12 protein-coding genes are annotated in these 12539 nt (G+C 75.0%); 3 read left to right on the top strand and 9 right to left on the bottom strand.

Going from position 1 to position 12539, the window contains the following annotated elements; genetic code table 11:
• Window positions 1-63: 63 nt before the first annotated feature.
• Together ABZ234_RS10310 and ABZ234_RS10305 are read right to left on the bottom strand one after the other, a co-directional pair.
• Window positions 64-387, bottom strand: coding sequence for a hypothetical protein (locus ABZ234_RS10310; RefSeq protein WP_267949961.1), 324 nt, complete (start codon window positions 385-387; stop codon window positions 64-66).
• 200 nt (window positions 388-587) lie between these two features.
• Window positions 588-4190: a TM0106 family RecB-like putative nuclease gene (locus ABZ234_RS10305; RefSeq protein ID WP_355011777.1), complete on the bottom strand. Its 3603-nt coding sequence runs from the start codon at window positions 4188-4190 to the stop codon at window positions 588-590.
• Window positions 4191-4480: 290 nt separating this feature from the next.
• On the opposite strand from ABZ234_RS10305, the gene ABZ234_RS10300 reads away from it, so the two are divergent.
• Window positions 4481-4864 carry a hypothetical protein gene (locus ABZ234_RS10300; RefSeq protein ID WP_355011776.1) on the top strand — a complete coding sequence of 128 codons (384 nt, stop codon included), beginning with the start codon at window positions 4481-4483 and terminating at the stop codon, window positions 4862-4864.
• A 199-nt stretch (window positions 4865-5063) separates the two neighbouring features.
• On the opposite strand, the gene ABZ234_RS10295 is transcribed toward ABZ234_RS10300, so the two are convergent.
• The 3 genes from ABZ234_RS10295 to ABZ234_RS10285 are packed head-to-tail and all read right to left on the bottom strand — an operon-like array spanning window position 5064 to window position 6246.
• Window positions 5064-5249, bottom strand: a complete 186-nt coding sequence (locus ABZ234_RS10295) for a DUF397 domain-containing protein (protein ID WP_355011775.1) — start codon at window positions 5247-5249, stop codon at window positions 5064-5066.
• Between the two features lie 5 nt (window positions 5250-5254).
• On the bottom strand, window positions 5255-5425 hold the full coding sequence (locus ABZ234_RS10290; protein WP_355011774.1) for a DUF397 domain-containing protein: 171 nt from the start codon (window positions 5423-5425) through the stop codon (window positions 5255-5257).
• Between the two features lie 8 nt (window positions 5426-5433).
• A complete protein-coding gene (locus tag ABZ234_RS10285; RefSeq protein ID WP_355011773.1) occupies window positions 5434-6246 on the bottom strand; it encodes a helix-turn-helix transcriptional regulator in 813 nt (270 codons plus the stop codon).
• A 242-nt stretch (window positions 6247-6488) separates the two neighbouring features.
• Between ABZ234_RS10285 and ABZ234_RS10280 the strand changes: the two genes are divergently transcribed.
• Together ABZ234_RS10280 and ABZ234_RS10275 are read left to right on the top strand one after the other, a co-directional pair.
• Window positions 6489-7049, top strand: coding sequence for an ATP-binding protein (locus ABZ234_RS10280; RefSeq protein ID WP_355011772.1), 561 nt, complete (start codon window positions 6489-6491; stop codon window positions 7047-7049).
• A 733-nt stretch (window positions 7050-7782) separates the two neighbouring features.
• On the top strand, window positions 7783-8043 hold the full coding sequence (locus ABZ234_RS10275) for a hypothetical protein (RefSeq protein WP_355011771.1): 261 nt from the start codon (window positions 7783-7785) through the stop codon (window positions 8041-8043).
• 151 nt (window positions 8044-8194) lie between these two features.
• Here ABZ234_RS10275 and ABZ234_RS10270 read toward each other — a convergent pair whose 3' ends face one another.
• The 4 genes from ABZ234_RS10270 to ABZ234_RS10255 all read right to left on the bottom strand — a co-directional run bounded on the left by ABZ234_RS10270 (window position 8195) and on the right by ABZ234_RS10255 (window position 12521).
• Window positions 8195-8908, bottom strand: coding sequence for a septal ring lytic transglycosylase RlpA family protein (locus tag ABZ234_RS10270; RefSeq protein ID WP_344180470.1), 714 nt, complete (start codon window positions 8906-8908; stop codon window positions 8195-8197).
• Between the two features lie 199 nt (window positions 8909-9107).
• A complete protein-coding gene (locus ABZ234_RS10265; protein WP_355011770.1) occupies window positions 9108-10262 on the bottom strand; it encodes a dual specificity protein phosphatase family protein in 1155 nt (384 codons plus the stop codon).
• Between the two features lie 409 nt (window positions 10263-10671).
• Entirely contained in the window at window positions 10672-11364 is a 693-nt protein-coding gene (locus ABZ234_RS10260; protein WP_355011769.1) for a sirohydrochlorin chelatase, read from the bottom strand.
• Between the two features lie 50 nt (window positions 11365-11414).
• Complete coding sequence (locus ABZ234_RS10255; RefSeq protein ID WP_267950379.1) at window positions 11415-12521, bottom strand: uroporphyrinogen-III synthase; 1107 nt, start codon at window positions 12519-12521, stop codon at window positions 11415-11417.
• Window positions 12522-12539 lie beyond the last annotated feature (18 nt).

Raw genomic sequence — 12539 nt, 5'->3', positions numbered from 1 at the left:
GTTCGCTGGTCGCCGCACCCGGCCCGGGGTCCTCGCGGACGGGCGCGGCCGGGAAGTCGGAGCCTACCCGCCCAGCGGGGTCAGGTGGATGGCCGACACGAACACCACGGGCCAGGCGAGCAGTGCCAGCGCCCACAGGGCGGCTCTGCGGTCCCCGGCGACGGTGGCCACGGCGGCGGCCAGCAGGGGGATGCCGACGGCGGCGCCGAAGGCGAGGGTGAACCACTCGGCCGCCGAGCCGGCGTGGGAGTGGGCGTCGACGCCCATCAGGTAGCCCACGGGCCCCAACACCAGGGCGAACAGGGCGAGGACGGCGACGACGACGCGGATGCCGGTGGGGTGGCTGGTGTTGCGGCCACCGCCGGGGGCGGAGGGACGGTCAGACACGGGGGCCGTGGTGCCTTTCGAGAACGGGGCGGCGGGCCAGGGCGTCGACGGACGGGGGCATGCCCGGGCCCGGGGGCGCGGGGTGGGTGGGTCCGTCGGGGACGGCCCGCATCCGCCCGGGCGCGGGCGCGCCGGGTCGAGTGCGGTGCTGTGTAAAACGTACTCCACCTGGGGGGCGTCCGAAACCCGAGGGCGGGCCCTCAGAGCGCGGGGGGCCAGGGGCGGGCGCCCCCGACCAGGCCGGTGAAGGAGGCCAGCAGCCGGAGTTCGTCGATGCTGCGCGGGGCCGTGGTGAGCAGGTCGGGCGAGTGGACCACGGCCGCCAGGAGCTGGGCGCGCGAGAGCGCGACGTTGAGGCGGTTGCGGTCCAGGACGAACGCGGTGCCGCGGCTGGCCTCTGCAGCGTTGGAGGTGGTCATCGAGCAGATGACGGCGGCGGCCTCCTGTCCCTGGAAGCGGTCGACGGTGCCCACCCGCACCCCCTCCAGGGCGGGGTCGGTGCGGGCCGCGGCGGCCAGGGCGCGGCGCAGGGCGCGCACCTGGAGGTTGTAGGGGGCCACCACCAGGATGTCCTCGCCGGTCAGGGGGCGCGGCTCCAGGCCGGGGCCGGGGGTGAGCTTGTCCTGGACCAGGCGGGTGGCGATCGCGACGACGGCCTCGACCTCCTCGGGGCTGTGGGTGGTGCGGCCGTGGTGGGTGACGGGCAGGGTGTACACGCCGGGGTCCAGGGCGGACAGGGCGCGTTCGGCGGTGGAGGGGTGGGCGTGCAGGCGGCCCTGGTAGGACAGGGCCGAGACGGTCGCGCACACGTCGGGGTGCATGCGGCGGGTCTGGTCCAGGAAGTAGCCGCGGGCGGGGTCGATGATCTGGCGTCCGGCCATGAGGTGCTGCAGGGCGGAGGCGTCGGCGCCCTCGCCGTGGGTGCCCTGGACGACCTGGGGCAGCTGCTGGGGGTCGCCGAGCAGGACGAGGTTGTGGGCGGCGGCGGAGACCGCGAGGGTGTCGGCCAGGGCGAACTGGCCGGCCTCGTCGATGATGAGCACGTCCAGGGGGTCGGCGATCATCGCGGCGTTGGACAGGGCCCAGGCGGTGCCGCCGATCAGGACGGGCTGGTTGTCGGCGGTGCGCTTGGCGCGCCAGCCCATCAGCGCCTGGGGGCTGGTGGGCTGGTCCCAGGGCAGGTCGGGGTCGACGGCGTCCTTGCCGCGGCCCTTGGCGCGTTTGGCGGCGGCCAGGGACACCCCGGCCTGTTCGGCGGCGCGCAGGGCGGCGCCCATGACGTTCTCCACGGCCTTGTGGCTGGTGGAGCACACGCCCACGTTGCGGCCCTGGCGGGCCAGGTGGGTGATGAGCTGGGCGGCCAGGTAGGTCTTTCCGGCGCCGGGCGGGCCCTGCACGGCCAGGTAGGAGCCGTCCAGGCGGTCCACGGCGGCGATGGTGGCGGCGATGAGGTCGCCGCCGTGCTCGTCCGGGGAGGGCAGGGGGCCGGGGGTGCGAAGGCGGGGCGGGACGCGGCGCAGCACGTCCAGGCCGGGGTGGTGGGGCCACCGGGGCAGGGCGGCGACGGCGGTGCGGGCGACCGACTCCAGCGCCCCGTCCTTGGGCTGGGGGTTGACGGGCGAGCCGGGCAGGACCGCCACGGGCGCGCGGGAGCGGGTGTCGTCGGGGTCGCTGGTCTCGGTGACGGTGAGCGTGTCGGCGTCGGCGCGGGCGACGTTGGCCGGTACGGCGGTGGCCGGCCTGCCCGGGGCGCCGGGGTAGAGCAGGTGGACGTCCTGGCCGGTGGTGAAGGGGTGGGGGTGGGCGGCGTCCAGGCGCATGGACAGCTCGCGGCGGGCCTTGCGCTGGCGGCCGGTGGGCTCGGCCCACTCCCCCGTGTGGACCTGCCAGGGCACGGCGCAGTCGGTGTCGGCCTCCAGGTCGGTCAGGGGCGCGCTGGTGCGGCGGTAGTGCTCGCGCCAGGGCGGCAGGTTCTCGCGCTGGTAGTAGCCGACCAGGGCGGCCAGGGAGGCGCGGGTGCGGTCCTCCTCGCCGCGCTCCTCGGCGGTGGCGGGCAGGTCCGCCAGGAGGGGTTCGGTCAGGGCGGCGTGGCGGGCGAGCTTCTCGGCGCGCTTGCGGGCGCGTTCGGCCTCCTCCTCGGTGAGTTCGAGCTGGACGGGGGGCCGGTCGGTGATGCCCTGGCGGACGCGGTGGTCCTCCAGCCAGTCGCGCAGGCGGGCGGTGGAGTGGCAGTCGTCGCGGTTGTAGGCGCCGATGTCGGCGAGCACCCGGGCGGCGCGGTCGTGGTCGCCGTGCTCGGCGGCGCGCAGGTAGGCGGCGTAGGCGTCGATGCTGGAGGTGGCGGTGGTGACGTCGCCGGAGCGGGCGGCGCCCAGGTAGAGGGGTTCGAGGTACTTGATGGAGTAGGAGCGCTGGGACACGCGCAGGCTCTTGCGGACCACCGTGTACAGGTCCACGAGCCGGTTCTCGCGCAGGAGCCGGTTGACCTCCTCCTCGCGGGTGGCGAACTCGGAGCTGAGGTGTTTGAGCCGGTCCACCTCGTAGGAGGCGTAGTGGTAGACGTGGGCGTTCTCGTCGGCGTCGATGCGCGCGCACGCGAAGTCGACGAAGTCCTCCAGGGCCTTCTTCTCCTGGGCGCGGTCGTGGGCCCAGAAGGTGTGGAAGGTCTCGGCGCCGTGCTCGTCCTCGGTGGTGGCGCCGAACAGGTACTCCAGGCCGCGTCCGCCGTCGCGGGAGTGGTAGGGGTAGCCCTCCATGTCGAAGAACACGTCGCCGGGGCTGGGGGCGGGCAGGGCGGCCAGGCCGTCGGGTGAGAACACCTCGGCGGTGACGGTGCCCTGGGGGTTGTGGGGGGTGCGCGTGGTGTCCTGGCGGACCTGGAGGGCGGCCTGGGCGCGCAGCTGGTCGAAGGAGCGGCGGGGCAGGGTGGCGGGGCGCTGGTCGTCGCCGGCGCCGGCCAGGGCGTCGATGGTGTCCAGGCCGGCGTCGGTGAGTTTGGCGGCCTGGTCGGTGCGCAGCCCGGCGACCAGGGACAGGTGGCGGGCGGCGGTGCGCCCGCCCGAGCACCAGGTGCCGTAGCCGCAGCCCTCGCAGCCGGGGCGGGGTTCGCCCCAGGTGGGGGCGGGCAGGGCGGGGGGCTGGGCGAGCCGGTCCAGCAGGCGGGTGGTGACGGTGGTGAGGATGGGGGCGAAGTCGGCGGTGTCCAGGGTGTGGGTGTGGCCGTCGCCGGTGAGCAGGTGCATGCGGTCGGGGGTGCGGCCGGTGGCCACGGCGACGGCGTGGGCGTAGGCGGCGAGCTGGACGACGGCGCCGGGGCCGGGGCGGCGGGCGAGCTTGGTGTCCCAGGGCTCGTAGGACCAGGGGTCGGGTGCGGGGTCGCGGCGCTCGCCGGTGGCGGGGTCCAGGTCGGAGCGGATGAGGAAGTCGGCGCGGCCGTGGAAGGCCACGGCCGGGGCGGTGGGGGTGGCCGCGGTCAGGGGGTGGTGGAAGCTGCCCTGGTAGATGACGGGCGCCCCGGCGGCCATGGCCTGGGCGGTGGCGGTGGCGGCGGCCGCGAGGGAGGCGTCGTCGGCGCGGGGCTCCTCGATGCGCACTACCTCGCCGAACAGGGCGGTGAGCCGGTCGAGTTCGGCCTGCTCGTGGACGTGGCCGTGGTGGGCGACGAGGGGGTCGACCTTGTCGGGGGCGGGGGCGCCCTCCATGCGGGCGGCCAGCGCGGTCTTGAGGGCGCTGCGGTGGTCGCACTCCAGGGTGTCGACGAGGTCGGTGGGCGAGACGACCCAGCCGGTGGTGGTGCGGAACAACGCCCCTGCTCCCTGTGTGTCGGTGGTGGGTGGGTGCTGGGGATTGTTCCACGTCGAGGTGACGTGTGGGGTCTCACACGCGCGTGTGCCCCGCCACGGGGTGTCGGGGCGCGTCCGCGCCCGGCCGGGTCCGGCCCCTTCCGCGGCGGCCCCGCCGGGGCCGGTGACGCGAACGTGACGCGGGTCGGGGGAACCGGAGGGGCGCGGGGGGCGTCCTCACCGGTGGTCGGCGCGGATCGGTCACCGGAAGAGGTGTCCGCACCGGCGGCCCCGAAGGAGAGTGGATCCCCATGGTGTTCCCGCGCAGTCTTGCGGTGATCGGTGCGAACGCGCTGCTGGTGCTGGCGTCCTCGGCCTCGTGCGAGGTGACGTCGGGCAGCGGGGCCAGGTCCGCCACAACCTCCTGCCAGAGCCGGGACTGCGAGGTCACCGTCAGCGGGGCCCAGGGCACCGGCGACCTGTGGGAGCAGGGGAACACGACGATCGGGTACCGCATCCTCCTGGCCGAGGACCAGGAGGCCGACGTGCGGGTGAGCGTGCAGGAGCGGGCGTACCGGGAGTCGGAGGAGGCCGTTCTCGTGCCAGGGGACTCCGCCGAGGTGGGCGGCTACACCGTCACCTACGTCGAGCACACCGGCGACGCCGCCGCCTTCGACTTCACCTGGCAGGACTGAGCCGGCGCCCTCCCGCTGCGGCGGTCCGCTGCGGGCGGTGGCGGGGCCGCGGCCGCCCGGCTCGCGGGGCCGGGACGGGGCCGCAGCGTCCGCTGCGGCGGCGGTCGGGCCGGGCGGAGACGGGTGCGCCCCGCCCCGGGGTGTCGTGGCGGGGCGCACTGTGAGGCGTGCAGCGGCGGCCGTGGTGGCAGGGCCGGGGTCAGGCGGAGGCGTTCTTGAGGGGGCCCAGGAAGGCCGACCAGGCCGCTGACGGGTAGGCCAGGTGGCCGAGGCCGCGGTGCTCGGTGTCGCGGACCAGGGTGGCCGCGCCCTCCGACACCTCGACACAGTTACCAGCGGAGCCGCTGTAGGTGCTCTTGTGCCACGGAGCGTGTTCGCTCGACACCGGGGTCACCCCTCGGTTTTCACGTGCTGGAGGAGGGCGGTCCAAGCGGTGGCCGGGTACTCCAGATGACCCAGTTCACGGTGCTGGGTGTCACGCATCAGCACTGTTGCACCCTCGGACACCTCGACGCAGGCGGAACCATCACCGCTGTAGGTGCTCTTGTGCCACGGAGCCATGTCGGTCGTCATTTGAACACTTCCCTCGCCTTGCTGATCTGTTCCAGCGTCTCAGTGACCGGAAGCGCCGCGGCTTGGAGGGCGCCGAAGACCACCTCGCACTGCCGCAGCTTGGCCATCTCGTCGAGAACGATCTCACCGGTCATGTACTCCGCCGAGGCGAGAGTGGGCTTGTCCGGGAAGCTGTAGATCCGGAACGGGCCGGACTTCCCGGGGTTGACCCGCGCGTCCATCGGCAGCACTTGCAGGTGGATCTTCTCGTCCTCCACCAGTGTGGTCAGGTGGTCCAGTTGTTCCTGCATAGACGCATCCGTGCCTACGGGGCTGCGGAGCACGGTGCCACTGATCACGAACCACAGTAGCGGGCGCCGCTCGTCGTCCAACAGCTCCCACCGTTCGAGCCTCGCATCCATCATCCGCTCGATCTCGTCACGTTTGGCCCATGGTTTAACCGCTCGGAACAGGGCCCTGGCGTAGCGCTCGGTCTGAAGGAGCCCCGGGATCAGCAGTGGCTGGTACTCGCGGATCTCGGAGGCGGCGCGCTCCAGTTCCGGCACCCGGTAAAACCATTCGGGCAGCCGTTCGGGACTGACCATCTTCGTCCACAGGCGTATGACCTCGTCGCCGCTCTCCAGGACCTCATCGAGCCTGACGGCGTGTTCTCGCAGGCAGAAGCGCCTGCCGCGCTCGATGGACGAGTACATCGTGGGTGAGAGGCCGATACCGAGGGCCGTGGCCGTCCCCGTCAGTCCCCGTTCCTTGCGGAGCCTCCTCAGACCCGCGCCGAACGGTATCCATTCCGGTTTCATCTTGCGGTCCACGCCGATCCCCTTCGCCGTTTCCACCAGAGAGCGGCACCAGTATGCGCCGATGCACAGTCGAGGTGTGCCGGTTCGCTCCAATCTCCTCTAACTGGTGAAAGCCCTAGCGGCGTACCTGCGCCAACGCTCATGGTGTTGCCCACGGACGCATCACGGTCGCAAGTTCGGTCCCGACCGAATCCCGGACCGGGCGTGAGGGCCGTAACCGACGGAACCGTCCGTGACTCAAGGCGACGGTTCGGATGGGATGGGTGATGGGAGTGGGCGCAGTGATCGAGGTGGACCCGGGCCGGTTCCGCGCTGACGGCCAGAAGGCGGGGGCGGCCCCGCGTCCGCCCCGGCGGGTGTCCGACCCGCGCGAGCGGGCGCCGATCGTCCTGGACCAGAGGGCGGAAGGTGTGGGCTCGGCGCTGGTTCTGGCCGGTGAGCCCGCGCAGGCGAGCGTGATGCGCCACCACCTGCGGCTGATCGCCGGAACCCGGCGCCGGGAGTTCCCGACCGTGGAGTCCCTGGCGAGCGAGCTGTTCAACAACGCGATCACGCACTCGCGCAGCGGCGACACGGGCGGGGAGGTGACCGTGGCCGTGGTGAAACTGCCCGACCGCGTCCAGGTCAAGGTCACCGACCAGGGGCCGCGCGAGGGCCGGGCCCAGTGTCCGCACCTGCGCCCGCAGGCCCCCGACGCGCAGGGAGGGTTCGGACTGCGGATGGTCGACGCGCAGGCCAGCCGGTGGGGAACCGTGCACGAGGCGGGGCGGACCACGGTCTGGTTCGAGGTGGACCGCCCCGAGCGCACGTCCTGAGCCGGGCCCGGCGCACGCGACCCCTGACCGACTTCTGCACATGTGAAAGGCCTGAACGTGGTCGACACCACCGTTCACGACCGCCCCCTCCCCCGTGGGGCGGGCTCCGGCGGACCGAGGGGCTCCAGCGAGTTCGGTCCGCTCCTGCCGCGTCCCCGCGCCGACGACCCCGTCGCCCACGGCTACACCGCCGTGCAGGTGGTGCGGTTGGCGGTGTGGGCGGCGCGGGAGTGCAACTGGGTCGACGGCATGGCCATGACCCACCGCGCCGAGACCGCCTGGGAGGCCATCTGCGAGCACCTGCACCTGGTGCGGGAGCGACCCGAGGAGACCGAGCTGATCGCCGTCGGTTGGAAGGCGATGAAGTCCCAGCACTACCAGGACCTCAAGGCGCACGGGTGGGGCGGTCAGGACAAGAAGGTGATCTCCAAGGCGTTCGTCCGTTACTGGACGAGCTTCGGCGCGCCGGTGCACGGGCACGAGGACCATGTCGTGGACCGTCTGGCGCTGGCGCAGATCTGGGTGGTCCTGAGCGCGGAGAACCGGGACGTGCTCATGGCGCTGGCCGAGCACGGGGACCGGCGGCGCGCGGAGAGGTCGCTGGGGATGGAGTCGGCCGCGTTCACCCGGGCGCTGGGACGGGCGCGCAGGGCGTTCCTGGCGCTGTGGCACGAGGGCGAGGCGCCCTCCGAGGTGGGGGCAGGACCGTCCGGGGGCGCGGCACCAGAACGTGATGTACCTCGTGCGGTTGCGCAAGCGCAAGGCCGCCGAGCGCAGGGCCTCGGGGAGGGTTCCGCGCAAGCCGCGTCCGCCGGTCAAGGACCTGGGGGTGCCCGACAGCGTGCTGCTGGCGCGTTACGAGGCCGGGGAGACCTACCGGGCCATCGGTCAGGGGTTCGGGGTGGGCCGGGGGCTGATCAAGGACCGGGTGGACAGGGCCCGCGCCGAGCGGGCGGCGGTTCTGGACCAGGGCCCCTTCCCCGGCGGACCCTGAACGGTCCCGGGGGCCGCCGCGGCCGCCCGGCTCGCGGGGCCGGGACGGGGCCGCAGCGCCTACTGCGGTGGCGGACGGGTCGGGCGGAGACGGGTGCGCCCCGCCCCGGGGTGTGGGGGCGGGGCGCACGGGGTCCGTGTGGAGGGGTCGGCTAGCCGACGACCTGCCATTCGACCTGGCCGACACCGGCCCCGGTGCCGATGATCTGGTCGAAGGCGGCCGTGGACAGGTCCAGGCAGCGGCCGTCGATGTAGGGGCCGCGGTCGTTGATGCGCACGGTCACCGACTTGCCGTTGCTGGGGTTGGTGACCTGGACCTGGGTGTTGAACGGCAGGGTCTTGTGCGCGGCCGTCATGGCGCTGGGGTCGAAGGTCTCGCCGTTGGCCGTGGAGTTGCCCGCCAGGTCGGCGCCGTAGAAGGAGGCCTGGCAGGTGCCGCCGTCGCCGGAGGCCTCGCCTCCCCCGCCGCCGGTGTCGGCCTCGGGCTCCTCGGCCTCCTCCTCTTCCTCGGGTTCCTCCAGGACGTCGGAGGCGTCGGTGCTGGTGCTCTGGGTGGCGGAGGTGACGGCCTCCTGGGCCCGCTGGAGGGCGTCCTCCCCCGCCTGGGGCGCGGCGTCCTCGGCGACCAGGGGGTCGGGGTCGGCCTCGGGGATCCCGGCGGCGTTGGCGGCCGTCTCGGGGTCGGCGCCGGAGGCGATGACGGCCGCGGTGGCGGTCCCTCCCACGAGCAGGGTCAGACCCGTGGCCGAGGCCAGGATCATGGTGCGCTTGCGTCGGCTGCGCTTGGCGGCGACGCGGGGGCCGACGGCGGGGGCGTCGGTGCGGTCGTCTTCGACCGGCGGGGTCTGGGGCTCGTGTTTGCCCACGGCGGAGTCCTTACGAACGGGAACAGGGCGTGGCGGCCCGCTCCTGGTGCGGGGTGTGTGCGACGCCCCGGACGGGTGCGGGAGGGCGTGGCACGGGCGCGGAGCCGGGACCGCCGGTGGCGGTGCACGGGGTCTGGGCGCAGAGCTTAGGGGTAACGCGAGGGTAACGGTACCGGAAAGCGGGGGTTTGTGGAACTTGTCACCCGGTGATGTGGGGTTCGGGCAGTTCGGGGCGCCGGGGCGGGACGCCGTCGGGGAACAGGCGCAGGGCGGGGTCGGGCAGGTGCACCCCGCTGAGCTGGGCGACGGCCTGGGACAGGGAGGGGTTGTCCAGGTGTCCGCCCACGGCGCGGATCATCGCGGCCAGGGTGGGCAGGGGCGGGGCGCCCAGGGAGGCGACGGCGTAGCGGGTGGCCACGGCGGGGGTGCGCGAGGCGCCCGCCCAGCAGTGCAGCAGGACGCGTTTGCCCTCGGCGCGCAGGGCGGCCACGGTCGCGGCGGCCTCGTCCAGGGTGAAGTGCAGGTTGGCGTTGGCGGTGGGGCGGTCGTGCATCCACACCCTCACCCAGTCGGCGTCGGGCAGGTGGGGGGCGTCCTGGGGGTGGGTGCGGCACAGGGAGACGACCGCGTCCACGCTCTCGGGGTGGTGGCGCAGGTGGTCGAGGTTGCCGAGCAGCACCTGGGGGTCCAGGGGGTGGGGGACGGCGAAGGGCGGCAGGCGGCGGGGCTCCTGGAGCAGGACGGGGTGTTCGGGCCAGGCGCCGGGGCGGGTGCCGTGTACGGCCGTCAGCGCGGCGGTCGTGAGGGCGTGGGGGGCCAGGGTCTCGGACATGCGGCGCAGGGCGTGCAGGGGCACGGCGGAGGCGCCCCACAGGGCTCCGGCCAGGGCGCCGGTGTGCATGGCGGCGTCGTCCCCGGCGGCGGTGTACGCCGACCAGACGGCGTCGACGAGGTGGGCGCACGCGAAGGACCCGCTCGCGGGGTCGTGGGCGGGGCGGGGGGTGCGGGTCAGGGCCCGCCAGGAGGCGCCCAGGGGGTCGTCGGCGGTGGTGTGCTCCAGGGCGGGCGCCGACCCGGGCGGGGTGCCGGTGCGGGCGGTGCTGCGCAGGACCTGCGCCCAGGCCTGTTCGGTGGGGTCCGCGGGCGGGGCGGGGGTGCGCGCGGTGGCGGTCAGCTCGGTCAGCGCGGTCCGGATCAGGCGGGGAAGCCGCGCGGAGGCCTCGGTGAACCCGCGGGTCAGCGCGGCGGGGGCGCCCACCAGCGCGGCGGCCACGGGCGCGCCGAGCATCGCGCCGATGGACCGGTCGGCGGCGGGGTCGTGGAAGTCGGGTGCGGGGGCGGGTACTGCGGACATGGCCGTCCTCGTGGGCGCTGCGGTCTGGTGCGGACTGGTGTCCCAGGGGTGGTCTTCCCGCGGGGGCCCGGTGTTGCGCACGGGTTGCCGGTTGTGGCCATCCGGGGTTCGGGGGGTGTACACCGGTGGCTGCGCGCAGGGCTCCTGCGCCGGGTGGGGAACCCGGTGGGCGGCCGGGGTGCGCGCAAGGGCGCCCGGGCCGCGCGGTCCGGTGCGGAGCGGCGTGGGCACGTGCCGAGGGGCGGGGGCCGGCGGTGTGGGGGCGCGGGAGGTGCCGTTCGTCGGCCGGGGGCGGTACGGCCGGTGCCCTTCCTCGCCGGGCCCCTGCCGGTGCGGGGCCGGCGCTCGACTCCTGCGGCCCCCCGGGCCGGGGCCGCGGCCGGGCGGGGCCGCCCCGCCCGGAGGCCGCTCAGGCGTGCTGGGGAAGGGCCGCGCGGTGGTAGCGGTCGGCCACGGCGCGGGCGACGGCCGGGTCCGGGCACAGCGGACGGGCCACCGCGTCGGCTCCGGCCAGGGCGAGCCGGTCGTGGAACAGGCCCGGTGCGAGCAGCCAGGAGGCCACCGCGACGCGGCGGTGGCCCCGGGCGCGCAGGCGGGCGACCTGTTCGGCGACGGTGGGGCGGCCGGTGGCGATGAAACCGGTCGTGACCGGGGCGCCCAGGCGCCGGGCCAGGCGGGCGGCGGCGCGGGACAGCTCGGCTCCGGCGCGCGGGTCGGTGGTTCCGGCGCAGGCCAGCACGACGGCGTCCCCGGGGCGGTACCCGGCCTGGTCCAGGCGGCGCACGGCGGTGTCCAGCACCGCGGGGTGGGTGCCCAGGGCGGGGGTGAGGACGGCGTCGGCGCGCCCGGCCCGCAGGAGCTGGTCGGGGATGTCGGTGCGCACGTGGTAGCCCGAGGCCAGGAAGGCGGGCACGACGACCAGGGGCCCAGGGGTGTCGGCGGCCACCTCGCCGACGGTGGGGGTGAGCACGTCGGCGAAGGCCAGGCGGGTGGGGCGCCCTGTCAGCTCCCCCACGCGCAGGGCCAGGGAGTGGGCCACGGCGGTGCCGTGGGGGTTGCGGGTGCCGTGGACGGCCAGCAGCAGGGTGGGGTGTCTGTTCATGGCTCTCGGGTGTGGGAGTGCGTGTGCGGTGGGGCGCGCCGCCGGGCGGCTCAGAGCTCGGGCGCGCAGTCGTGGGTGTCCAGGGCCAGGCGGTAGCCGCGTTTGACGACGGTCTGGATGATCCTGGCGTCGCCCAGCGCGGTGCGCAGGCGCGCCACCGCCGTCTCCACGGCGTGCGCGTCGGCGTCCTCGCCCAGGCAGGTGAGCAGGCGGGTGCGGTCCAGGACCTGACCGGGGCGGCGGGCGAGTTCGCGCACCAGGCGCATCAGGGTGGGCGAGAGGGTGTGCACGGTGCCGTCGACCAGGACGGCGTGGCCGCGCAGGCGCAGCCGGTGTCCCGCCACGCCCAGGGTGGGAAAGCGCGCGGGCAGCTCCTCGGTGAGCTTGCGGACCTGGGCGCCGATGCGGGCGCGTTCGGGCCACACGGTGGGGATGTCGTGGGCCATGAGGGGGCGGGCGGTGACCGGTCCCACGCACATGGCCAGGACGTCGCCGCGCAGGGCCTCGACCAGGGGGCCGGTGCGGCCGGTGGTGCGGGCGCGGGCCAGCAGGCCGGCGGCGGCGGGGGCGCTGGTGAAGGTGACGGCGTCCACTCCCCCGCAGGTGACGGCCTCGATGAGCCGGTCCAGGGGGGCGACGTTCTCGGGCTGGGTCCACCGGTAGACGGGGACCTCCACGACGTCGGCGCCGGCCAGGCGCAGGGCCGCGGTGAAGTCGGGCAGGGGTTCGCCGTGCAGCTGGATGGCCACGCGCAGGCCCGTGACGCCCTGTTCGAGGAGGTAGTCCAGGACCTCGGCGGAGGACTCCGAGGGCGGGGACCACTCCTCGGTGAGCCCGGCGGCGCGGATGGCGCCCTTGGCCTTGGGGCCGCGGGCCAGCAGGCGCGAGGAGCGCATGCTGGCCAGGAGGGGTTCGACGGTGCCCCAGGTCTCGCACGCCTCGATCCAGCCGCGGAAGCCGATGCCGGTGGTGGCGATGACGACGTCGGCGGGGCGGCGGGCGAGTTCGTCGGAGACCGAGGCCAGGCGCTGGTCGTCGCTGAGCGGGACGATGCGCAGGGCGGGGGCGGCGATGACCTGGGCGCCCTTGCGCTGGAGCAGGGCGCTGAGCTCGTCGGCGCGGCGGGCGGCGGTGACTGCCACGGTGAACCCGGCCAGGGGCGCCGTGGTCGCGGG

It is taken from the genome of Nocardiopsis sp. NPDC006198, assembly GCF_040613895.1.
In the GTDB taxonomy this organism is placed as follows: Bacteria; Actinomycetota; Actinomycetes; order Streptosporangiales; family Streptosporangiaceae; genus Nocardiopsis; species Nocardiopsis tropica.
The sequence above is the reverse complement of the archived record's forward strand: the minus strand, read 5'-3'. Positions and strand labels throughout refer to the sequence as shown.

Coding starts and splice junctions, on each gene's coding strand:
- ABZ234_RS10300 (WP_355011776.1), top strand. CDS start 4,481: ATGGTGTTCCCGCGCAGTCTTGCGGTGATCGGTGCGAACGCGCTGCTG.
- ABZ234_RS10290 (WP_355011774.1), bottom strand. CDS start 5,425: ATGGCTCCGTGGCACAAGAGCACCTACAGCGGTGATGGTTCCGCCTGC.
- ABZ234_RS10280 (WP_355011772.1), top strand. CDS start 6,489: ATGGGATGGGTGATGGGAGTGGGCGCAGTGATCGAGGTGGACCCGGGC.
- ABZ234_RS10275 (WP_355011771.1), top strand. CDS start 7,783: ATGTACCTCGTGCGGTTGCGCAAGCGCAAGGCCGCCGAGCGCAGGGCC.
- ABZ234_RS10265 (WP_355011770.1), bottom strand. CDS start 10,262: ATGTCCGCAGTACCCGCCCCCGCACCCGACTTCCACGACCCCGCCGCC.
- ABZ234_RS10260 (WP_355011769.1), bottom strand. CDS start 11,364: ATGAACAGACACCCCACCCTGCTGCTGGCCGTCCACGGCACCCGCAAC.